The organism is Tepidiforma thermophila, from assembly GCF_002563855.1.
Classification (GTDB): domain Bacteria; phylum Chloroflexota; class Dehalococcoidia; order Tepidiformales; family Tepidiformaceae; genus Tepidiforma; species Tepidiforma thermophila.
This window is the reverse complement of the sequence record NZ_PDJQ01000001.1, coordinates 2,407,621-2,426,756: the sequence shown is the minus strand read 5'-3', so window position 1 is coordinate 2,426,756 and position 19,136 is coordinate 2,407,621. Positions and strand designations below refer to the sequence as shown.

General features: G+C 68.4%; 20 protein-coding genes. 5 read left to right on the top strand and 15 right to left on the bottom strand.

The genetic code is table 11. The features are described from left to right. Positions 1 to 221: 221 nt before the first annotated feature. The 4 genes from A9A59_RS11855 to mdh all read right to left on the bottom strand — a co-directional run bounded on the left by A9A59_RS11855 (position 222) and on the right by mdh (position 5,436). A complete protein-coding gene (locus A9A59_RS11855; RefSeq protein WP_098504462.1) occupies positions 222 to 2,678 on the bottom strand; it encodes an NADH-quinone oxidoreductase subunit G in 2,457 nt (818 codons plus the stop codon). A 7-nt stretch (positions 2,679 to 2,685) separates the two neighbouring features. After that, a complete protein-coding gene (locus A9A59_RS11850; RefSeq protein ID WP_133117612.1) occupies positions 2,686 to 3,159 on the bottom strand; it encodes a NuoI/complex I 23 kDa subunit family protein in 474 nt (157 codons plus the stop codon). Positions 3,160 to 3,247: 88 nt separating this feature from the next. Beyond that, a complete protein-coding gene (locus A9A59_RS11845) occupies positions 3,248 to 4,465 on the bottom strand; it encodes an MFS transporter (RefSeq protein ID WP_098504460.1) in 1,218 nt (405 codons plus the stop codon). 32 nt (positions 4,466 to 4,497) lie between these two features. Continuing rightward, entirely contained in the window at positions 4,498 to 5,436 is a 939-nt protein-coding gene (gene mdh, locus A9A59_RS11840) for a malate dehydrogenase (RefSeq protein WP_098504459.1), read from the bottom strand. A gap of 101 nt (positions 5,437 to 5,537) precedes the next feature. Between mdh and lepA the strand changes: the two genes are divergently transcribed. Continuing rightward, on the top strand, positions 5,538 to 7,364 hold the full coding sequence (lepA, locus tag A9A59_RS11835; RefSeq protein ID WP_098504887.1) for a translation elongation factor 4: 1,827 nt from the start codon (positions 5,538 to 5,540) through the stop codon (positions 7,362 to 7,364). A gap of 89 nt (positions 7,365 to 7,453) precedes the next feature. Next, on the top strand, positions 7,454 to 7,702 hold the full coding sequence (locus A9A59_RS11830; protein ID WP_098504458.1) for an Lrp/AsnC family transcriptional regulator: 249 nt from the start codon (positions 7,454 to 7,456) through the stop codon (positions 7,700 to 7,702). Between the two features lie 5 nt (positions 7,703 to 7,707). Here the strand turns inward: A9A59_RS11830 and A9A59_RS11825 are convergent, their stop codons facing one another. The 3 genes from A9A59_RS11825 to A9A59_RS11815 form a co-directional block, all read right to left on the bottom strand. Next, complete coding sequence (locus tag A9A59_RS11825; RefSeq protein ID WP_098504457.1) at positions 7,708 to 8,667, bottom strand: nucleoside hydrolase; 960 nt, start codon at positions 8,665 to 8,667, stop codon at positions 7,708 to 7,710. A 74-nt stretch (positions 8,668 to 8,741) separates the two neighbouring features. Continuing rightward, complete coding sequence (locus tag A9A59_RS11820) at positions 8,742 to 10,100, bottom strand: hypothetical protein (RefSeq protein WP_098504456.1); 1,359 nt, start codon at positions 10,098 to 10,100, stop codon at positions 8,742 to 8,744. After that, positions 10,088 to 10,978 (bottom strand): UTP--glucose-1-phosphate uridylyltransferase, encoded by an 891-nt coding sequence (locus A9A59_RS11815; protein WP_098504455.1) that lies wholly within the window; start codon positions 10,976 to 10,978, stop codon positions 10,088 to 10,090. Before A9A59_RS11815 ends, A9A59_RS11820 begins: the two co-directional genes overlap by 13 nt. 98 nt (positions 10,979 to 11,076) lie before the next feature. On the opposite strand from A9A59_RS11815, the gene infC reads away from it, so the two are divergent. The 3 genes from infC to rplT are packed head-to-tail and all read left to right on the top strand — an operon-like array spanning position 11,077 to position 12,368. Further along, positions 11,077 to 11,784 carry a translation initiation factor IF-3 gene (gene infC / locus A9A59_RS11810; protein ID WP_098504454.1) on the top strand — a complete coding sequence of 236 codons (708 nt, stop codon included), beginning with the start codon at positions 11,077 to 11,079 and terminating at the stop codon, positions 11,782 to 11,784. A gap of 3 nt (positions 11,785 to 11,787) precedes the next feature. Next, the gene (locus tag A9A59_RS11805) at positions 11,788 to 11,988 is read left to right on the top strand and encodes a large ribosomal subunit protein bL35 (RefSeq protein ID WP_098504453.1); all 201 of its coding nucleotides are present in this window, start codon (positions 11,788 to 11,790) and stop codon (positions 11,986 to 11,988) included. Between the two features lie 20 nt (positions 11,989 to 12,008). Continuing rightward, complete coding sequence (rplT, locus tag A9A59_RS11800) at positions 12,009 to 12,368, top strand: 50S ribosomal protein L20 (RefSeq protein WP_098504452.1); 360 nt, start codon at positions 12,009 to 12,011, stop codon at positions 12,366 to 12,368. Between the two features lie 93 nt (positions 12,369 to 12,461). Here rplT and A9A59_RS11795 read toward each other — a convergent pair whose 3' ends face one another. The 8 genes from A9A59_RS11795 to A9A59_RS11760 all read right to left on the bottom strand — a co-directional run bounded on the left by A9A59_RS11795 (position 12,462) and on the right by A9A59_RS11760 (position 19,126). Beyond that, on the bottom strand, positions 12,462 to 13,316 hold the full coding sequence (locus A9A59_RS11795) for an ABC transporter permease (RefSeq protein ID WP_098504451.1): 855 nt from the start codon (positions 13,314 to 13,316) through the stop codon (positions 12,462 to 12,464). Beyond that, complete coding sequence (locus A9A59_RS11790; protein ID WP_165772701.1) at positions 13,313 to 14,233, bottom strand: ABC transporter ATP-binding protein; 921 nt, start codon at positions 14,231 to 14,233, stop codon at positions 13,313 to 13,315. The genes A9A59_RS11795 and A9A59_RS11790 overlap by 4 nt, the downstream gene beginning before the upstream one ends. A gap of 67 nt (positions 14,234 to 14,300) precedes the next feature. Further along, positions 14,301 to 14,522 carry a YggT family protein gene (locus A9A59_RS11785; RefSeq protein ID WP_278286935.1) on the bottom strand — a complete coding sequence of 74 codons (222 nt, stop codon included), beginning with the start codon at positions 14,520 to 14,522 and terminating at the stop codon, positions 14,301 to 14,303. 110 nt (positions 14,523 to 14,632) lie between these two features. Continuing rightward, the gene (locus A9A59_RS11780) at positions 14,633 to 14,893 is read right to left on the bottom strand and encodes a YggT family protein (RefSeq protein ID WP_098504448.1); all 261 of its coding nucleotides are present in this window, start codon (positions 14,891 to 14,893) and stop codon (positions 14,633 to 14,635) included. Further along, the gene (proC, locus tag A9A59_RS11775) at positions 14,890 to 15,681 is read right to left on the bottom strand and encodes a pyrroline-5-carboxylate reductase (RefSeq protein WP_098504447.1); all 792 of its coding nucleotides are present in this window, start codon (positions 15,679 to 15,681) and stop codon (positions 14,890 to 14,892) included. The genes A9A59_RS11780 and proC overlap by 4 nt, the downstream gene beginning before the upstream one ends. Beyond that, positions 15,678 to 16,370, bottom strand: coding sequence for a YggS family pyridoxal phosphate-dependent enzyme (locus A9A59_RS11770; protein WP_098504446.1), 693 nt, complete (start codon positions 16,368 to 16,370; stop codon positions 15,678 to 15,680). Before A9A59_RS11770 ends, proC begins: the two co-directional genes overlap by 4 nt. Continuing rightward, the gene (locus A9A59_RS11765; protein ID WP_098504445.1) at positions 16,367 to 16,630 is read right to left on the bottom strand and encodes a hypothetical protein; all 264 of its coding nucleotides are present in this window, start codon (positions 16,628 to 16,630) and stop codon (positions 16,367 to 16,369) included. Before A9A59_RS11765 ends, A9A59_RS11770 begins: the two co-directional genes overlap by 4 nt. A gap of 102 nt (positions 16,631 to 16,732) precedes the next feature. Continuing rightward, positions 16,733 to 19,126 (bottom strand): vitamin B12-dependent ribonucleotide reductase, encoded by a 2,394-nt coding sequence (locus tag A9A59_RS11760; protein WP_098504444.1) that lies wholly within the window; start codon positions 19,124 to 19,126, stop codon positions 16,733 to 16,735. Positions 19,127 to 19,136 lie beyond the last annotated feature (10 nt).

The window sequence follows — 19,136 nt, the reverse complement described above, 5'->3', positions numbered from 1 at the left end:
CCTCCTCCCTCAGCAGCACCCCCGCCGATCCAGTCGGCGGGTCCGTCCTCCCAGGCGCCCGTCTTTCCCCGGGGCGGGCGCCTGGCCAAAACCCCGGTCTCCTGGCGTTTACGCTCCTGCCTCTCCAGCAACAACGCCGCAAAAGCGAACCCGCCGTTTGGCCCGGCGGGTTCGCTGCATGCTCCGCTGAAACGATACTCCAGCGCGTCTGCCGCCCGATGTCAGGCAGTCGCTGCCGGCACCCGTGCCTCGACCCGCACCGTTGCAATGTCCGCGCCGTCGAACAGACCGGTCACGGCGCCGCCCTGGAACAGGCACGAGATGTACACGTGCCCGACCGGCACTCGCTCCGTCACCCAGGCGGGTGCCTCGATGCTCACGCCGTTGGCTGATACCCGCACCGGGTCGCCCGTGGCGATGCCCAGCGCGGCGGCATCCTCCTCGCTCACCTGGACCCGGTCATACCGGTGGAGCTTCTCCGCCTCCGGGTGCCGCAGCGCCGCGGCATCCGCCGCCGTGTACAGGTCTCGCGAGGTGATCACCCGCCAGCCGTCGCCGGCCGTGGGTGCTGCCACTGGCGCAGCCTGCGCCCTCGGCGCCAGGCCGATGGGCAGCTTCACCCCCTCGCCGATGATTAGGTCCCACGCCGGTTCGTAGGCGGCGTTCGCTTTCGCAATCTGCCCGAGCGCGTCGTCCGGCGTCGCCGGCAGCTCCACGCCCAGCTCCTTCGCAAGCACATGGAGCGCCTCCCACAGCGGCACCGCATCGCCCTCCGGCCGGATCGCCGGCGCGAGCTTCTGCACGCGGAAGTCCGCGGCCGTGTACGTGCCCGCAGACGCATACGCCCGCCCTTCAGCTATCACCGCCTGCGCGCGCTTCGCCGTCGGGTGGGCGACACCATCGACCACCACAATCGTCCCGATCTGCTCGAGCGCCGCCGCCGCGCCCGGCAGCCGCATGGTGGGGTCATCGCGGATCACCAGCAGCCCCGCGAGCTCCTCGAGCGGCTTCGCGCCGCCCTCGGCGCCGATGCCCTGGTCGAGCAGCCCCCACGTGTTCGCTTCCGGCGGCAGCACCGCGAGGCCGTCGCTCGCCCGTTCGCCGAGCAGCGCAATCGCCAGGTTCGCCGCGCCACCGGTCATCGCCGCCGCGACAGCCGGGCTCACCGGGTTCGGCGCGCACACAACCATCGTCGACTCCGGTGATGCCTCGCGCAGCAGCGCAGCGGCCCGCGCAATCTCTTCGTTCGCCGGGGTGCCGCCCTGCAGCGCCTCCGCCAGCTGCGACGCCGCCAGGCCCTCTTCGCCGGCCGCCGTTCGAATCCAGGCCGCCGCGAAGTCCACCAGCTCGCTCCGCAGCGGCCCGATGACCACCAGCTTCGCCTTCTCCCAAACCACTGCGTCCTTAATCCGGACGCTCACCACGTTGTGGCTCTCTTCGATGTCGTCCGCGACCGTCACAATCGCCTTCGCCTTGGGCAGCCGTTCGAGGTTGGCGGCCATCCGCCACGTGCCGAACCGCTCCTCCAGCGCGCCCTTGATGGCGCGCACGACCGGGCCGAGCGACTGGTCGGGCGTCGCCCCCAGCGCCTGCGCCAGCTCCCGGATGGCGAGCGCCTCTTCGTTCGTCACAGTCCCCCCGACCAGCACACCCACCCGCCCGCGGCTCTTCGCCTCGCGCAGCAGTCGCGCCGCCTCAGCCGCCGTCTCGGCAAGCGTCGCCGGGGCCTGGATGTTCCCGCGCCGCAGCAGATGCTTCGACAGCCGCTCACGCGGCTTCAGCGAATCGTAGTGGTACCGCCCGCGCACGCAGATCTGGTCGCCGCTGAAAGCGTTGCCGTCGCCCGGCCGCACAATCACGCCCCGGCCGTCCTTTGAGCCCAGCCGGATGCTGCAGCCCACCGCGCACGAGTCGCACGTCGTCGATGTCCACTTCTCCGGCTTCGCCACCCACTTGTTCGGGTGCTCCATCAGCGTCGCCGTCGGGCAGACGTCGATGCACGCCCCCGAGAAGTCGCAGTTGCTCTCGTGGATCGGTCCGCCCGCCCCAAAGGCAATCATCGCATCCCACCCGCGCCCGCTCAGCGTAATCGCGCCCGTGTGCCGCTTCTCATCGCACGCCCGCACGCAGCGCGTGCAGATGATGCACATCTGCGGGTCGAACTCCATGAATGGGTTGCCCCGGTCGGCCGGCGGCTGCGGCGTCTGGTACCACGTCCGCTGCTCGCCGACCCACGGCTCATACCCGGCGCTCCCCACCATCTCGCAGGTCGCCTGCAGCTCGCACCGGTAGTTTTTCGAGCACGTCAGGCAGCGGTGCGTCACCACATCATCGCGCAGGCAGATGTCGCCCGGGTGGCAGTGCTCACGACGGTGGCACGTCAGGCAGCGGTCGCTATGGTTCGCCAGGATGATCGACAGCACCGAACGGCGGCCTTCGAGCACCTCCGGCGTGTTCGTCCGCACCACCATGTTCTCGGTGACCACCGCCGTGCACGAAAGCTGCAGCCCCGGCGGCCCTTCGATATCCACCAGGCACGACCGGCAGCCCGCATACGGCTTTAGGCCATCGATGTAGCACAGGCTCGAAACATAAAACCCGTTGTTCTTCAGGACTTCGACCAGCGGCGCACCCGCCGGCGCCTCGATGACCTTGCCGTCGACTGTTATCTGGACCATGGGCTCCCTACAGGCGGTGGAAGTCGGCGTCGGGGTCCGGCGCCTTCATGCCGTTCGGATACGTGTTGTTGTTCCGCTTCAAAAACTCCTGGGCCACCCGCGTCAGCGCGTGCTTGTCGCGGTACATCTCCTCGAAGTCGTACACCGCGTCGTCGAGCGGGCCGCCCGGCTGAATCGCCTCATACGGGCACGCCTCCGTGCACAGCCCGCAGTACATGCAAATCCGGAAATCAATTTCGTACCGGTCGATGTTCCGCCGGCCTTCCGCGTCCTGGCTCGTCGCTACCAGGATGCAGCCGTCCGGGCACGCCTGCGCGCACGTCGAACAGCCCGTGCACCGCTCCTCGAACCACAGCAGGTTCGTCCGCGCGTAGACCGGGACCTGCCGGACCTCCTCCGGGTACTGGATCGTCGCCGGCGGCCGGAACATGTTCCGCAGCGTCAGGCTCATCCCCTTCGCGATGCCCTTGCCGTAAGCCATGGGGAGGTCCTCCAGTCCCACGGGGCGCACTCGGGCCCCGTAGCGTCCCGATCCTACCAACGGGGGATTGTGATTACAAACACAAGGCTTACTCCGCGGCGAGCTCCCCTTGCCCCGCCCCGGCCGGGCCCCGCTCCTGCACGAACAGCCCGTACATGGCCATCGAAACCAGCGCCAGCGCCGCCGCCGTCGGGCCCAGCGCGGTATACCCGCCGGCCTCCAGCGCCAGCCCGCCGACTACCGACCCCGTCACAATCCCGAACTGCTGCCCCGCCGCGTTCAACGCCATCACCGTTCCCCGGTCGTTCGGCGACATCTCCGTCATGATCGCCTGCGAACTCGCGAACCGCGCCCCTCCTGAGACTGCAAACAGGAACAGGAAGCCAAGTCCGACAGCCATCGCCACCGCAGCCGTCGTCGTCAGCGCAATGAACACCGCGCACGTCAGCGACGTCCACAGGATGACCGGCCGCTTCCCGACCCGGTCCGCCAGCCGCCCGCCCGCGTTGCTGCCCAGCAGCACCCCGAGGCCCATCGTCATCGTCAGCCCGCCCAGCGCCCACTTCGCGACCCCGAACTCATCGTGAAAGTAGGCGCCCATGTATGTCGCGAACACGAACCAGTAGCTCGTCGAGAGGTAGTTCGAAAACAGGGCCGCGCTCGTCGAGACGTCCCGCAGCACCCGCGGAATCGCCGCCATCCCGCTCCCCGCGCTGCCGTCCCTGCGTCGCGGCGGGTCCGCCGGCAGCCTCCGGAACAGCAGCCACGTGAACACCACCAGCAGAACCGCCAGCGCCACAAACGTCCACCGCCACGAGAACACGCCGCTCAGCACCGCGCCCGCCGGCACCCCGAAAATGCTCGCGCTCGTGTTTGCCGAAATCACCCACGACATCGCCCGCCCCCGCTCTTCGTACGAGAAATAATCCCCCACCGCCGCGAACACTGCGGGCGTCAGGCACGCCACCCCCAGCCCCGCCATCGCCCGCGCCAGCAGCAGCGGCACGAAGCCGGGCGCAACCGCCGAGAACGCCGTCGCCACTGTCAGCGTGGCCATCCCCGCAACCACCACAGGCTTCCGCCCCAGCCGGTCGATGAACGGCCCCGAGAATACCGCCGCAATCCCGCCGGCTACCGCGTACGCCGTCACCAGCAGGCCCGCCACGGCGACCCGCACCCCGAAGTCCTCCGAAATCTCCGGCAGGATCGGCGTGATAATCAGGTTGTTGAAGACGACAGCAAACGAGGCCACGCACAACAGCGCCAGCACCAGCGTCCGTTGTGACCGTGGCCCCGCAAGTGACACGCCTCCAGCCTACACGGCAGGCGCGCTGGACGTCAGTTCAGCAGCTTCAGCAGCTCCTTCGTCGCTTCCGCCGCCGCGATGACCTTTGCCCGCTCCTCGTCCGTCAGCGGCAGCTCGAACGTCCGCTGGATGCCGCCTTCCCCGAGCTGGCACACCGTCCCGCTGAACACGTCGCGGATGCCGTACTCGCCCTGGTGGTACACCGAACACGGGATCAGCCGCCGCTGGTCGAGCAGGATCGCCTCAACCATCGCAATCGTCGCCGCCGAGGGCGCGAAATACGCCGACCCCGTCTTGTACAGCTCCCCGATCTCCGCGCCGCCGCGCATCGCCCGCGCGACAATCGCCTGCACCTTCTCCGGCGGCAGCAGGTCGGTCAGCGGCACCCCGCCCACGCGCGTCTGCGAAACCACCGGCACCATCGTCGTATCCGTGTGCCCGCCGATGACATACCCGTGGACGTCGTTCACCGAAACCCCGAGCTCCGCCGCAATGAAATACCGGTAGCGCGCGCTGTCCAGCGCCCCGCCCTGCCCGATGACCCGCTCCCGCGGAAAGCCGCTCGCCTGCATCGCCACGTGGCACATCGCATCCATCGGGTTCGAAAACACGATGATCACCGCGTTCGGCGAGACCTTCGCCGCCGCGGCCACCTTCGACCGCACAATCTCCGCATTCCCGTTCAGCAGCTCCTCGCGGCTCATGCCTGGCTTCCGCGGAGCCCCGGCCGTGACCACCACGACGTCGCTGTCGGCGGTCTCTTCCCAGCCGTCCGTCGCCATAATCCGCGTCGAAAACCCCTCCCATGGCGCCGCCTGCGACTCATCCAGCGCCTTCCCGTGGTGCATCGTCCCCGCGAATTGCGGGTCATCCTGCAGCACCACATCGCAGATGTCCCGCTCGATCAGGCGCTGCGCCATCGCTCCGCCGGTCATCCCGGCGCCAACAATCGTGACCTTCTTCCGAGGCATGCGGCTCCCTGCTCAACTGGTTTGTGCCTGCCAAGGCTAGCACGCGCCCGCCTTACCCGCGCCTCGAACCGCCCCGTACGCCCGCCCTCGCGTACACTCGAATCGTGGACCAGTCCCACATCCGCAATTTCTGCATCATCGCCCACATCGACCACGGCAAGTCGACCCTCGCCGACCGGCTCCTCGAACGCACCGGCACCATCTCCGAGCGCGAAATGGCCGAACAGGTCCTCGATTCCATGGACCTCGAGCGCGAAAAGGGCATCACCATCAAAGCCGCCGCCGCCCGCATGCTCTACCGCGCCTCCGACGGCCAGGAGTACGAACTCAACCTCATCGATACCCCCGGCCATGTCGACTTCGCCTACGAGGTCTCCCGCTCCCTCGCCGCCTGCGAAGGCGCCCTCCTCGTCGTCGACGCCTCACAGGGCATCGAGGCCCAGACGCTCGCCAACGTCTACCTCGCGATGAACCAGGACCTCACCCTCATCCCGGTCCTCAATAAAATCGACCTTCCCCACGCCGAGCCCGAACGCGTCGCCGCCGAGCTCGAGCGCGTCATCGGCTTCTCCCGCGACGAAGTCATCCTCGCCAGCGCCAAAGAAGGCGTCGGCGTCGACGAGATCCTCGAAGCCATCGTCGCCCGCATCCCGCCGCCCTCCGGCAACCCCAACGCCCCCCTCAAGGCGCTCATCTTTGATTCGAAATACGACGCCTACAAGGGCGTCGTCGCCCACGTCCGCGTTGTCGACGGCGAGATGCACGGCCGCCGGAACCTCAAGCTCATGTCCACCGGCGCAGTCTTCGAACCGCTGGAGTTCGGTATTTTCAGCCCCGGCATGCGCCCCCTCGAGGGCCTCGCCGCCGGCGAAGTCGGCTACGTCGCCACCGGCCTCAAGGACGTCGCCGAGTGCCGCGTCGGCGACACCATCACCTGGGCCGACGAACCCGCCGCCGAGCCGCTCCCCGGCTACCGCCGCGCCAAGCCCATGGTCTTCGCCGGCATCTACCCCACCGATTCCGACCAGTACCAGGAGCTCCGCGACGCGCTCGCCAAGCTCGTCCTCAACGATGCCTCACTCGTCTACGAACCCGAATCCTCCGTCGCCCTCGGGTTCGGCTTCCGCTGCGGCTTCCTCGGCCTCCTCCACCTCGAAATCGTCGTCGAACGGCTCGAGCGCGAATACGGCCTCTCCCTCCTGACCACCGCCCCCTCCGTCGAATACCGCGTCCAAACCACCTCCGGCGAGGAGATCGTCGTCGACAACCCCGCCGACCTCCCCGACCCCTCGCGCATCGCCGTCATCTCCGAGCCCTGGGCGAAAATCGATGTCATCACCCCCAGCCGCTACATCGGCCAGGTCATGGACCTCGTCACCAGCCGGCGCGGCCAGTTCCTCCGCATGGAATTCCTCGAAGCGGAGAACGAACTCGCCCCCGGGGAGGCCCGCGTCCTCCTCGAATACGACGTCCCGATGGCCGAAATCCTCGTCGACTTCTACGACCAGCTGAAGAGCTCCACCTCCGGCTACGCCAGCCTCGATTACCAGGTCAAGGAATACCGGCCTGCCCGGCTCGTCAAGGTCGACATCCTCGTTAACGGAGTCCCGGTCGATGCCCTCTCGGTCATCACCCATGCCAGCAACGCCGAAAAAGTCGGCCGCGCTCTCGTAACCAAACTCAAAGACCTCATCCCTCGCCAGCTCTTCGAAGTCCCCATCCAGGCGGCTGTCGGCGGCAAAATCATCGCCCGCGAGACCATCCGCGCCATGCGCAAAAACGTCCTCGCCAAGTGCTACGGCGGCGACGTCACCCGCAAGCGGAAGCTCCTCGAAAAGCAGGCCGAAGGCAAGAAGAAGATGAAGCGCGTCGGCAGCGTCGAAATCCCCCAGGAAGCCTTCATGGCCGTCCTCCGCCTCAGGGAGTGACCAGCGCCGCCCGTAATCCGTTCGAAATCCGGGCCTGTTAACCTTCTTCAATCCCGGCACACCGTGCCGAACCACGTGGAGCGCCGTTCATGGTGAAAGCCTTCGTCCTCATCGTCGTCGACCCCGCCAAAACCATTGAGGTCTACGAAAAGCTCCGCGCCGTCGAAGGCATCTCCGAGGTCTACCAGGTCATGGGTCCCTACGACATCGTCGCCGTCGTCGAGGTCCCGAACCTCACCGACGTCCCGGCGGTCATCTCGCGCCACATCCGCGCCATCGAGGGCATCGAAAGCACCACGACCTGCGTCACCTTCCCCGAGACAGCCGGCGCACGCTGAGACACCTACGGGCAGGCCGCCAGCGCCTCCTCGATGAGGCGGAAGAGCCCCCCGGCATCCACCTTCGTCGCCAGCCGGCAGTTCGGCTCCGGTGCGCCGGCCGACCGTCGCAGCTCCTCGCTCGCACCGATGTACCGGTGGTCGACCACCGTCATCCCCCGCGTCTCCTCGCCCCGCAGCTCCACCGCAACGTGCGCCTCAGTGAGCTCGAACAGCTCCGGCGCCGCCAGGGCAGCCACCGCACAGGGGTCGTGCAGCGGCACCGTGGGCGTGCCGTAGACCCGCTCCGCTGACGCGCGGTAGTGCTCCAGCAGGTCCGCCACGACGCTCGCGGTTCGCGTCCCGGCTGCGCGGAACCTCGCAATCGTCTCAGCCCCCACCGCCGCCTGCCGCGTCAGGTCGAGCCCGCACATCGTGATCCGCGCCCCTGATGAAAACACAATATGCGCCGCCTCCGGGTCCGCCCACGCGTTGAACTCCGCCGCGGCGGTAACGTTCCCCCACGTCGCCGACCCGCCCATGATGCTCAGCCGCGCGATGCTCTTCGCCAGCCTCGGCTCCACCCGCATCGCCAGCGCAACATTTGTCAGGGGTCCCGTCGCAATCACCACCGTGCCCGCGTTCGCCATCACCGTGTCAACCAGGAACTCAACCGCGCCCCTGGTGATAACCCGGTTCGAACCGCGCGGCAGCTCCGCGCCATCGAGCCCGGTCGCCCCGTGCACCCGCTCGCCCGCCCGTGGCAGGCTCCCAATGATCGGCTCGGCGGCCCCGCGGGCCACCGGCACCTCCGGGCGGCCGATGAGCTCCAGCACGCGCAGCGCGTTCTCTGTCACCTGCCAGGCCGGCGCATTGCCGCCCACCGTCGTGACACCCAGCAGGTCGAAATGCCGCGCCGCCAGCAGGATGGCCACCGCATCGTCGTGGCCCGGGTCGCAGTCGATGATCGCCTTCGTCCGCTTCATACAGGCACCTCCGCGTCAGAGTCGTGACAGGTGAAGCGTACGGCACTGGCGGGGTAACGCCGGCGTCCGACCGGTCAGAAAATCGGGCCCGTTTCGGGCGCCTCCTCGTCTTCCAGCCCCAGCAGCTTCGGCGCCTCGAGCAGCCCAGCGCCGTTCAGCAGCCGCCTCCGCATGCCCAGGAGCGCTGCTTCGTCCGCGCCCCCGAGCGCCCGGCGGACCAGTTCAAACAGGGTCCGGGCGGTCACCAGCGCGTACCGGTAGTTCTCGCAGGCGCGCACGAGCGGCTCGCTGAGCTCGCCGCTTCGCTGTTCCGGCTCCCGGTCGCGGTACCCGTTCGCGATGATCAGCCCCCGCGGCGCCGGCCGCCCGGCCAGCAGCTCCGCCTCGATCCGCCGCTGCAGCCGGATGTACGGCCATTCCACCACCTGCCCGCTCGCGCTCTCCAGCTCCACGAACGCCAGCACATCCTCGCTCTGGACCGCCAGCGGCTCGCCCGGCCGCGAAACCACCGCAAAGCCCAGCGCCTGGAGTGCCGCACGGGCAGCCTCCCCGTAGCCGGGTCCGTCCTTCCAGAGCAAGCCGCGGTGGCGGGCCAGCGCATCATGTCGCTCACGCACCGCCGCAAGCCGCTCCCGCGCCGCTGCCTCGGCCGCCGCCGCCTCCTCCAGTTCCGCTTCTACCTGTTCGAGCCCCGGCACCGCCACCGACCGCACCCAGTACGGCGCCTCGGCCCCCGTGTCCACGCCGGCCATCTGCCGACAGGCATCGACCAGCGCCTGCGCCAGGTTTGTGCGGGGCGTACCGTACGCCTCTGACATCGCGGGAATAAACACCACGCGTCCGCCCAGCACCTCGAAATCCGCCGCTATCGGCACGCCCGAGCCGCCGAGCGCAATCGGCCGCCCGTGCCGCCGAAACTCCGCCTGCCGCTCATCAAACCACGCCCGCCAGCCCACCTCGCTCCGGAACTCCCGCAGCACCGCGCTCATCGGATGGTGCTCATCGGCGATCCGGACCGTCTTCCCTTCGCCCGCCCGCAGCCAGGGCGTCGACCAGCTCATCCCGCCCGGGGCCGGCAGCCAGTGATACCGGTCACAACCTTCGAAGCCGACCACCCCGGCCTGGAACGCATCCGGACGTGCCAGCACCACCACCAGTCCGCCGGCCTCCAGCAGCCGCCGCGTCTCCTCCAGCCGCCGCCGGAGCTGTTCGGCAATCCCGGCCACCGTGGCCGAACCCGGCACATTCAGCACCGGGCGCCCGTCAAACGCCTCGAACTCCTTCCCCTCCTCGATGACCTCCCGCACCACCCGGTCGATGCCCGCCGGGTCGATAATCAGCGCGTCGTAGTCGTTGTAATTCGGCGCCGTCAGCGGGTTGTAGTTGTCGATCGCCACATTCGGCAGCGGGAACGAAATGCTCAGGATGCGCACGGCTCCTCCTCGTTCAGCAGCGGCGCCAGTCGTTCCCGCAGCGGCCCCGCCAGCTCCGGCCGCGCGAGCGCGGCAGCAACATTCGCGACGATATACCCCAGGGGCCGCCCCGTATCGTACCGCCGGCCCTCGAACCGCAGCGCCGAAACCGGCTCGCCCGCTGCAATCTGCCGGGCAATCGCATCGGTAATCTGCAGTTCGCCGTTCTTCCCCGGCGGCGTCGCATCGATGTGCGCGAGAATCGTCTCCGAAAGCACGTACCGCCCCACGATGCCCAGCCGCGAGGGCGCCTCCTCCAGCCGCGGCTTCTCAACGACCCGCCGCAGCCGCGCAGGGTTCCCGTCATCCGCGGGGTCCACAATCCCGTACTGCGGCACGTCCGCGTCGGCCACCTGCTCCACCGCGATCACCGTCCCCCCCGTCGCGGCGTACGCCTCCACCAGCTGCGCCGTGCACGACTGCCGTCCGAGAATGACGTCATCCGGGAAGAGCAGCGCGAACGGCTGTCCCTCAACGAACTCCCGGGCGCACGCCACCGCATGGGCGATGCCCAGCTGCTTCGGCTGGTACACCGCATGGAACTCCGCCTTCGCCGCGATCGCCGCCAGCGAATCTGCCAGCGCCTGGTTCCCTGTCTCCCGCAGCGCCGTCTCCACCCGCGCCCCCGCGCGGAAGTGCTCCAGGATCGACTCCTTCCCCTCCGCAATCACGAACACAATCCGCGTAATCCCCGCCGCAACCGCCTCGTCGACGCACCAGTCGATGAGCGGCCGGTCCACCAGCGGAAGCATCTCCTTCGGCACCGCCTTCGTCGCCGGGAGCATCCGCGTCCCCAGCCCAGCCGCGAGGATGACTGCCGTGGTAACCGGCTGCACCATACGCCCTCGATCCTAGGCCCCTGCATCGTTACCGGATATACAGAACACGCCGCCCTTGCTAGGATGAGAAGCTGTCCGAATCTCTTACGGGGAGCATTTTGAGGAGACGACCTAAGGTTCCACCACGGCCGGCACCGCCGGAGCCCCGGATCAACGAACGCATCCGCGTTCCCGAAGTCCGGCTCATCGACGAAGAAGGGCGCCAGATCGGCATCGTCAAAACGTCCGAGGCGCTCGCCATGGCGCGGCAGCGCGACGTCGACCTCGTCGAGGTCGCAGCCCAGGCCAGCCCGCCTGTCGCGCGGCTCATGGATTTCGGCCGCTACAAATACGAACAATCGAAGAAAGAGCGCGAGGCCCGCAAGCACCAGGCGAATGTCCAGCTGCGCGAAGTCCGCATGAAACCGAAGATCGACGATCACGACATCGACTTCAAAACGCGGACTGCGGCCAAGCTCCTGAAAGAAGGGGACAAGGTCAAGATCACGGTCATGTTCCGTGGCCGTGAAATTACCCACCCCCAGATCGGCAAGGCCCTGCTCGACCGGGTGGTCAAAAGCCTTGAGCACATCGCCCTCGTCGAGAAGGAAGCCATGCTCGAAGGCCGTCACATGACGGTCATCCTCGCCCCCGATAAGAAAAAGCTGGCCGCCCTGGCCAAGGCCTCCGCGCAAAAGCAGGCCGAGGCATCGGCCGCCGAGGAGGAGGACGAGGCCATAGCCGCCGCTGCCGCAGCAGCACCCGTCGTCGGCGACGACGACATCAACAGCGATGACGACGACGGCGACGACGCCGAAGAGGAGTAACCGATGCCCAAGCTCAAGACGCACAAAGGCGCCGCCGCACGCTTCCGCGTAACCGGCGGCGGCAAGATCATGCGGATGTACGGCAGCCGCAACAACTTCCGCCGCAAGAAGCGGACGGCCGTCAATGCGCTGTACAGTCGCACGGTCGAGGTCGCGCCATCCCACACGAAGCTCGTTCGCCGGCTCCTGGCCGGTCAGGGCTGAGCTAACCCAGGAGGCACCGCATGAGCCGCGTCAAGCGGGGCGTCACCGCCCACCGCCGACATAAAAAGGTCCTCGCCCTCACGAAGGGTCACGCCGGTCAGCGCCACCGGCTCTTCCGCCGCGCCAACGAGAGCATGCTCCACGCGCTGCGCTACAGCTACGAAAACCGGCGCGACCGCAAGGGCGACTTCCGCGAGCTCTGGATCGTCCGCATCAACGCAGCAGCCCGCCTCAACGGCCTCAGCTACAGCCGCTTCATCAACGGCCTCAAAAAAGCCGGCATCGAGCTCGATCGCAAGGTCCTCGCCGACCTCGCGGTCACCCGGCCCGACGCCTTCTCGCAGCTCGCCGAGAAGGCCCGCGCGGCACTCGCAACCTGACTCTCCCGGCCGCAGCAACTGCGGGGCGGCGCCATTCCGGCGCCGCCCCGTTTCGTATGCTTCACCGCCGCTAGGGCCCCGCTGCTCCCTGCGCTACTGCCCCGACCAGGTCAGCGTCGGCAGCCGGCTGAAGCCCAGCGCGTACACTGCCGCACCAAGCACGGCCAGCACCGCAAAATCCACGCCGTACCCGATGAACCCCTCGCTCCCGGTCGCATACGTGGCCAGCTGCAGCGCATCGACCGCGTAGGTCAGCGGGTTCACGTACGCCAGCACCTTCATCCAGGCCGGCAGCCCATCGACCGGGAAGAACGCCCCCGAGAAAAACAGCAGCGGAAAGAGCGCCAGGTTCATAACCAGGTGAAACCCCTGCATCGAGTGCACCCGGGTCGCCAGCGCCTGCGCCAGCCCGGTCAGCATCAGGTTCAGCAGCACCACCGTCAGCAGTGCCAGCCCAAATCCTGCGGCCATCCCGTGCTGCCAGCCGAAATCGACGAACGGGGCCGCCACCGCCAGCACCAGGAACGCCTGGGCCGCGCCGATCAGCAGCGCCGCTAGCGACTTCCCCAACAGCACCGTCCGCGGGTCGTGCGGGCTCGAAAGCAGCAGACGGAGGAATCCGCTGTCCCGGTCCCGGTAATACGACGCCGACGAAAACGTCGAAGAGAATACCGATGTCATCACCACCGTCCCCGCGACCAGGTAGGCGGTGAAGTCGCCGGCCGGCAGCCGCGACGGCTCCAGCCCCTGCGACACCCCGTTCCCAAGAAACACCAGCAGCATCAGCGGCGTCAGCACCGAGGAGTACAGCTGCGACCGCGCCCGCGCCACCGCCCGCAGGTCCCGGAGCGCGATCGCTGCCGCCACCCGGGCGCCGTCCATCGCGCCGCTGCCCCGCGCCGCCGGGCGCACCGCCGCCCCTGCCGCGGCTGACGTTGTTTGGCTCATCGCACGGCCTCCATGCGTCGCTGCACGAACTGGAAATACGCGTCCTCGAGCGAGGCTTCGTCAATGCGCAGGCCGCGGATCGCCGTACCGACCGCTGCGAGCAGCTGGGCGGCCAGCGCCGGAGCGTCATCCGTCGTAAGCAGCAGCTCGCCGTTCGCTGCAGCCACGTTGTCGGCCCCGGCCAGCTCCGCAATCCGCGCCTCGACCTCGCTGCTCGCGCTGTGCAGCTCGACCCGCACCGTCTGCTTCCGCAAGTTCCGCTTCAGCTCAGCCGGCGAGCCCGTCGCCACGACCCGCCCCGCCTGGACGAACGCCACCAGGTCGCACACCGCGTCAGCCTCGTGAAGGTCGTTGGTCGCCAGCAGCACCGTCGCACCGCCCCGCTCCGCCAGCACCGTCTCCCAGAGCAGTTTCCGCTCCTCCGGGTCCACGCCGGTCGTCGGCTCATCCAGCAGCAGCAGCGCAGGTCGGTGCAGCAACGCCCGCGCAACCTCCAGCCGCCGCCGCATTCCGCCCGAGAGGGTCGAAATCGGGTCGTTCGCCCGCGCTGCAAGCCCAAATCGCTCGAGCAGGTCCGCCGACCGCTCCCGCGCCGCCCGCCCGGTCACCCCGAACAGCCCCGCGGCGAAGAGCAGGTACTCCAGCGGCGTCATCAGCGGGTCCGATGCGTTCTCCTGGAACACGGTGCCGATCCGGGCGCGCACGCTGCGCGTCGGCGGCCCCCCGAGGATCGTCAGCGAGCCCTCCGGCGGCCGTTCAGCGCCGGCAACCAGCGCGAGAAAGGTGCTCTTGCCGCTCCCATTTGGGCCGAGCACCCCGAACACGCTCCCCTCCGGTACTTCAAGCGAAAAACCGTCCAGGGCGACCCGCTCACCGTATTGCCGCCGGACACCCTCCGCAACGACCGCGCTGCTCACACGCCCAGTGTCACATCCCGGCGGTGCTGGATCGAGTGACCGGGCCGGCACAGGCCGCCGTCGGCGCCTACGCCGGTACCACCAGCATGGCGACCAGCTGCTGCATCACCAGCAGCGCGAGGATCGCCATCATCGGCGAGAGGTCGATCATGCCCGCCCGCGGGATCACCCGCCGGAACGGGTCGATGATCGGCTCCGTCACGCGGAACAGCAGCTGATACAGCGGACTCGACTGGTCGATCGGCAGCCAGCTCAACAATGCCCGCGCGATAATCGCCCAGGTCAGGATGTTCAGGAAGGTAAACGTCAGCTGGGCAACATACGGATTGATGGCTCGTCCTCCCGGCGTCGCTCCCTTCAGCTTAGCAGATCGGCAGCATCGGCCCCCGTCAGGAGCCCTTACTGGGCAGCCGCGCGCCGGACCACTTCGATCATCACGTAGAGCAGGATGATGACCACCATGCCCGAGAAATCGATTATCCCGGTCCGTGGCAGCACCCGGCGCACCGGCTCCAGCAGCGGCTCGGTGATGCGGTACAGCAGCCGGGCTGCCTCGTTCTCCTGGCTAATGGGAAACCAGCTCAACAGCGACCGCAGGAAGACCGCCAGGATCAGCAGCCACAGGAACAGCGTGAACAGCGACGCCACAGTGTCGTTCATGCCGGCCCGCCCAGCTCGACCGCCCGGGCGTACGCCGCCCGGACGCCCTCGATAATCGCCGCCCTGAGCGCCGCGCGCTCCATCTCGAGCAGCCCCGCCGCGGTCGTCCCCGCCGGCGACGTCACCATCGCCCGGAGCTCAGCGGCGCTCTTCCCGCTCTCCTGGAGATACTGCGCCGAGCCCACGACCGTTTGGACCACCAGCTCCTCCGCCTGCGCTCGCGGCAGCCCAACGTTCACCGCCCCTTCGATCAGCGCCTCGATGAACAGGAACACATAGGCCGGCCCGCTGCCGCTGACGGCCGTCGCCATGTCAATCTTCCGCTCGTCGTCGACGTACAGCTCCCGCCCGATGGCCCCCAGCAGCCGCCGCGCAATGCTCCGCTGCTCCACCGTCACCGTCGGCGCCGCCGTCCACGCAGTCATCCCGGCCCGAATCGCCGCCGGCGTGTTCGGCATCGCCCGCACCACAAACGGGTGGTCGAACGCCTCCTGGATGGTCGCGATCCGCACCCCGGCCATAATCGACAGGATCAGCGCACCCGGGCGCACCCGCCCCTTCACCGTCGCCAGCTCCTGCGGCTTCACCGCCAGCACCACGAGCCCGGCATCGCCCATCGGCCCGAACTCGGCCGTGGCCTCCACGCCGTAGGCCGCCCGTAACTGCGTCCGGCGCGCATCGACCTTCTCGATGACCGTGACATCCTGCGGCTCGAACACGCCCCGGTCGAGCGCCCCGGCGAGGATCGCCTCGCCCATCACGCCGCCGCCGACGATTGCGACCTTCATCCGCGTTCTCCAAATATCGCCCGGCCGATCCGCACCATGGTGGCCCCTTCCTCAATGGCGACCTCAAAATCCTCGGTCATGCCCATCGACAGCTCGGGCAGGCCCAGGCCCCGGGCCAGCTTCGCCAGCCGCCGGAACACCGGCCGCACGTCCTCGGGGTCATCCGCCCGCGGCGCGACGGTCATCAACCCGGCCACTTCGATGTGCGGGAGGGTCTGCGCCAGCGCCACGGCGCCGGCTACGTCCTCCGGCGCGAATCCGAACTTGCTCGGCTCGCCGGCGACATTCACCTCCAGCAGCACCCGCACAGGGGCCGCTGCAGCACGGTCGAGCACCTGGAGGAGCCGGGTCGAATCGATGCCGTGGAGTATAGCAAAGGCCCCCGCAGCGGCCCGCGCCTTGTTCGTCTGGAGGTGCCCCACCAGGTGCCACGTCGGCACCGGGAGCCCCCGCTGCGCCGCCAGCTCCGCCACCGCCGGGACCTTGGCCAGCGCCTCCTGCACCCGGTTCTCGCCGAATTCGTGGATGCCCGCCGCGAGCGCCTCCGCCACCGTTTCCGGCCCGAAGGTCTTGCTCACCGCGACCAGCCGCACCGATGCCGGGTTTCGCCCGGCCCGGGCACAGGCCCCGGCGATCCGCTCGCGCACCGCCGCGACTCGCTCTGCGATGCTGCCAGCCGCCGCCGTCATGGCAGGTCCGGCGGGTGGCGGGCCTCCCAAATTCCCCGCGCCACTACCGCTGCGACCGCAAGCCCGAGGAGTGCGAGCCCCAGCCACGGCGAGGTCAGGAAGGCCCACAGGATGAGCACGAACCCGAGAATTGCCCCAAACAGCAGCCCGAGCGGCAGCGCCAGCGCCTTGAATACCACCCAGATGATCAGCAGTGTCTCCCGCCAGGAGCCTGGCGGGGGGTCGTCCTGCGGCTGGCTCGGCCCGTAGTAGAACCCCATGCCTCCGATTGTGGCCGCGGCATCGCTCCCTGTCGAACGGACAGAGGGGCAGGCTCACTGGCCTGCCCCCCTTCGTCGTGCGTGCCCCGTCCGCGGCTCAGGTCAGCCGCACTTGTTGTAGAAGCAGTTGTGGCAGACGAGGCAGCCCTCCGCGTAGTACAGCACCGCGCCGCACTCCGGACACCCGACCCCGCTGGCGACCGCGTCGCTGTGCAGCTTCGCGGCCACGTTCGCGCCCGTGCTCTCGACCACCAGGTCTGGCGGGATGAGCGCCGGCTGGGCCGCCGCCTTCGAGCCGCCGAACTTCAGCTCGAGCCACCGGAACACATAGTCCACGATGCTCGTCGCGATCGGGATCTCCTTGTTGCTCGTCGGGCCGCTCGGCTCGAACCGCGTGTTCTTCAGCTTCGAAGCCAGCTCCGAAAGCGGCACGCCATACTGCAGCGCGTAGCTCGTCAGCATCGCCACCGTGTCCATCAGCCCCGAGACCGTCGAGCCCTGCTTCGAGACATTGATGAACACCTCGCCCGGCGTCCCGTCCTCGAACAGGCCCACCGTCATGTACCCTTCCTGCTCGCCGACCCGGAACTTGTGCGTGATCGCCTGCCGCTCGTCCGGCAGCCGCCGCCGCACCGGTCCCGCAGCCTGCGCCACAATCGCCTGCGCCGCCTCGACCGCCTTCTCCGCGTCCGACTTCTCCGCGTGCTTCAGCACCTGGAACTCGCGCGAGCCGTCCCGGTAGATGGTGATTCCCTTGCACCCCGTCCGGTACGCCAGCTCGTACGAAATCCGCACATCATCGACCGTCGCCGAGTTCGGGAAGTTGATCGTCTTCGAAACCGCGTTGTCCGTGAACTCCTGGAAGGCTGCCTGCATCCGCACGTGCCACTCCGGCGAAATCTCGTGCGCCGTCACGAACACGTCCTTCACCCACTTCGGAACCTCCGGCCGCTCCGACAGGTGCCCGCCCTCGGCCAGGAACCGCATCAGCTCCTCGCTGTAGAAGCCCTCCGCCTTCGCGACGGCCTCGAACTGTTCGTTCACTTCCGTCAGCTCGGTTCGCTTCGTCGGGTCGTTCTTGTCCAGGTAGTGCGAGCGGATGAAGGCCAGCGCAAACACCGGCTCAATCCCGCCCGAGCAGTTCGCAATAATGCTCAGCGTGCCCGTCGGCGCAATGGTCGTCCGCGTCGCATTCCGCATCGGCCGCGGCCCCTCAGGCCCCTTCGGCCCATAGATCGAATCGGCCCAGTCCGGGAAGTTCCCCCGCACCCGCGCCAGCTGCTCGCTCGCCGCGTCCGCCTCCTTCTGAATGAAGGACATCACCTCACGCGCCAGCCGCAGCGCCTCCTCCGAGTTGTACGGGATGCGCAGGTCGATCAGCATGTCGGCCCAGCCCATCACCCCGAGCCCGATCCGCCGGATCGCGTGCGAAACCTCCGCAATCTCCGGGATCGGGTACTGGTTCATCTCGATCACGTTGTCGAGCAGGTGCACCGCCCGCCAGACCGTCGTCCGCAGCCGCTCGAAATCAACCGTCTTCGCCCCGGGCTCCCCCTTCGTGAAGTGCTTCAGGTTGATCGAACCAAGGTTGCACGAGTCGTGCGGGTAGAGCGGCTGCTCGCCGCACGGATTCGTCGACTCCACCGGCCCCCGCTTCGGCACCGGGTTCGCCCGGCTCGCGTTGATCCGGTCGATGAAAATCACCCCGGGGTCCCCGTTCTTCCAGGCGTTCCGCACCATCTTCTCCCACACCTCGCGGGCGTCCCGCTTCGCGACCGCTGCGCCTGTCTGCGGGTCGATGATGTCGTAGGTCGTCCCCGCCTCCAGCGCCTTCATGAACGCCTCGGTCACCGCCACGCTGATGTTGAAGTTCGTCAGCGTGGTCATGTCCGCCTTCATCTCGATGAACTCGTCGATGTCCGGGTGGTCGACCCGCAGGATGCCCATATTCGCGCCCCGGCGCGTCCCGCCCTGCTTAATCGCCTCCGTGGCCGCATCAAACACCTTCATGAACGAGACCGGCCCGCTCGCCACGCCCATCGTCGTCTTCACCTTCGCGTTCGCCGGCCGCAGGCGCGAGAACGAAAAGCCGGTCCCGCCGCCCGACTTGTGGATGATCGCCGTCTGCTTGATCGCCTCGAAGATGCCCTCGATCGAATCCGGCACCGGCAGCACGAAGCACGCCGAGAGCTGCTGCAGCTCCCGCCCGGCATTCACCAGCGTCGGCGAGTTCGGCAGGAAATCAAGCGACGCCATCAGCCGGTAGAACGACTCCTCCGCCGCGGCCCGGTCCTGCTCCGTCCCGCCGAACCGAAGCTCCGCCTCAGCCAGGTTCCGCGCAACCCGCCGAAACACCTCGTCCGGCGTCTCAACCGCATCGCCCTGCTCGTTCCGCTTGGCGATGCGGCGCTCGATCACCACCTTTGCATTGTGCGAAAGCTCCGCCGGCTGAAAGTCGCCCCCGAGCCCGGGAATGTCGTGCGTGGTGGTGACCATGGTATTCCTC

Excerpts from the sequence above, each read along its gene's own strand:
- A9A59_RS11855 (WP_098504462.1), bottom strand. The coding sequence starts at position 2,678 with ATGGTCCAGATAACAGTCGACGGCAAGGTCATCGAGGCGCCGGCGGGT.
- A9A59_RS11850 (WP_133117612.1), bottom strand. The coding sequence starts at position 3,159 with ATGGCTTACGGCAAGGGCATCGCGAAGGGGATGAGCCTGACGCTGCGG.
- mdh (WP_098504459.1), bottom strand. The coding sequence starts at position 5,436 with ATGCCTCGGAAGAAGGTCACGATTGTTGGCGCCGGGATGACCGGCGGA.
- A9A59_RS11830 (WP_098504458.1), top strand. The coding sequence starts at position 7,454 with ATGGTGAAAGCCTTCGTCCTCATCGTCGTCGACCCCGCCAAAACCATT.
- A9A59_RS11825 (WP_098504457.1), bottom strand. The coding sequence starts at position 8,667 with ATGAAGCGGACGAAGGCGATCATCGACTGCGACCCGGGCCACGACGAT.
- A9A59_RS11815 (WP_098504455.1), bottom strand. The coding sequence starts at position 10,978 with ATGGTGCAGCCGGTTACCACGGCAGTCATCCTCGCGGCTGGGCTGGGG.
- A9A59_RS11805 (WP_098504453.1), top strand. The coding sequence starts at position 11,788 with ATGCCCAAGCTCAAGACGCACAAAGGCGCCGCCGCACGCTTCCGCGTA.
- rplT (WP_098504452.1), top strand. The coding sequence starts at position 12,009 with ATGAGCCGCGTCAAGCGGGGCGTCACCGCCCACCGCCGACATAAAAAG.
- A9A59_RS11795 (WP_098504451.1), bottom strand. The coding sequence starts at position 13,316 with ATGAGCCAAACAACGTCAGCCGCGGCAGGGGCGGCGGTGCGCCCGGCG.
- A9A59_RS11780 (WP_098504448.1), bottom strand. The coding sequence starts at position 14,893 with ATGAACGACACTGTGGCGTCGCTGTTCACGCTGTTCCTGTGGCTGCTG.
- proC (WP_098504447.1), bottom strand. The coding sequence starts at position 15,681 with ATGAAGGTCGCAATCGTCGGCGGCGGCGTGATGGGCGAGGCGATCCTC.
- A9A59_RS11770 (WP_098504446.1), bottom strand. The coding sequence starts at position 16,370 with ATGACGGCGGCGGCTGGCAGCATCGCAGAGCGAGTCGCGGCGGTGCGC.
- A9A59_RS11765 (WP_098504445.1), bottom strand. The coding sequence starts at position 16,630 with ATGGGGTTCTACTACGGGCCGAGCCAGCCGCAGGACGACCCCCCGCCA.
- A9A59_RS11760 (WP_098504444.1), bottom strand. The coding sequence starts at position 19,126 with ATGGTCACCACCACGCACGACATTCCCGGGCTCGGGGGCGACTTTCAG.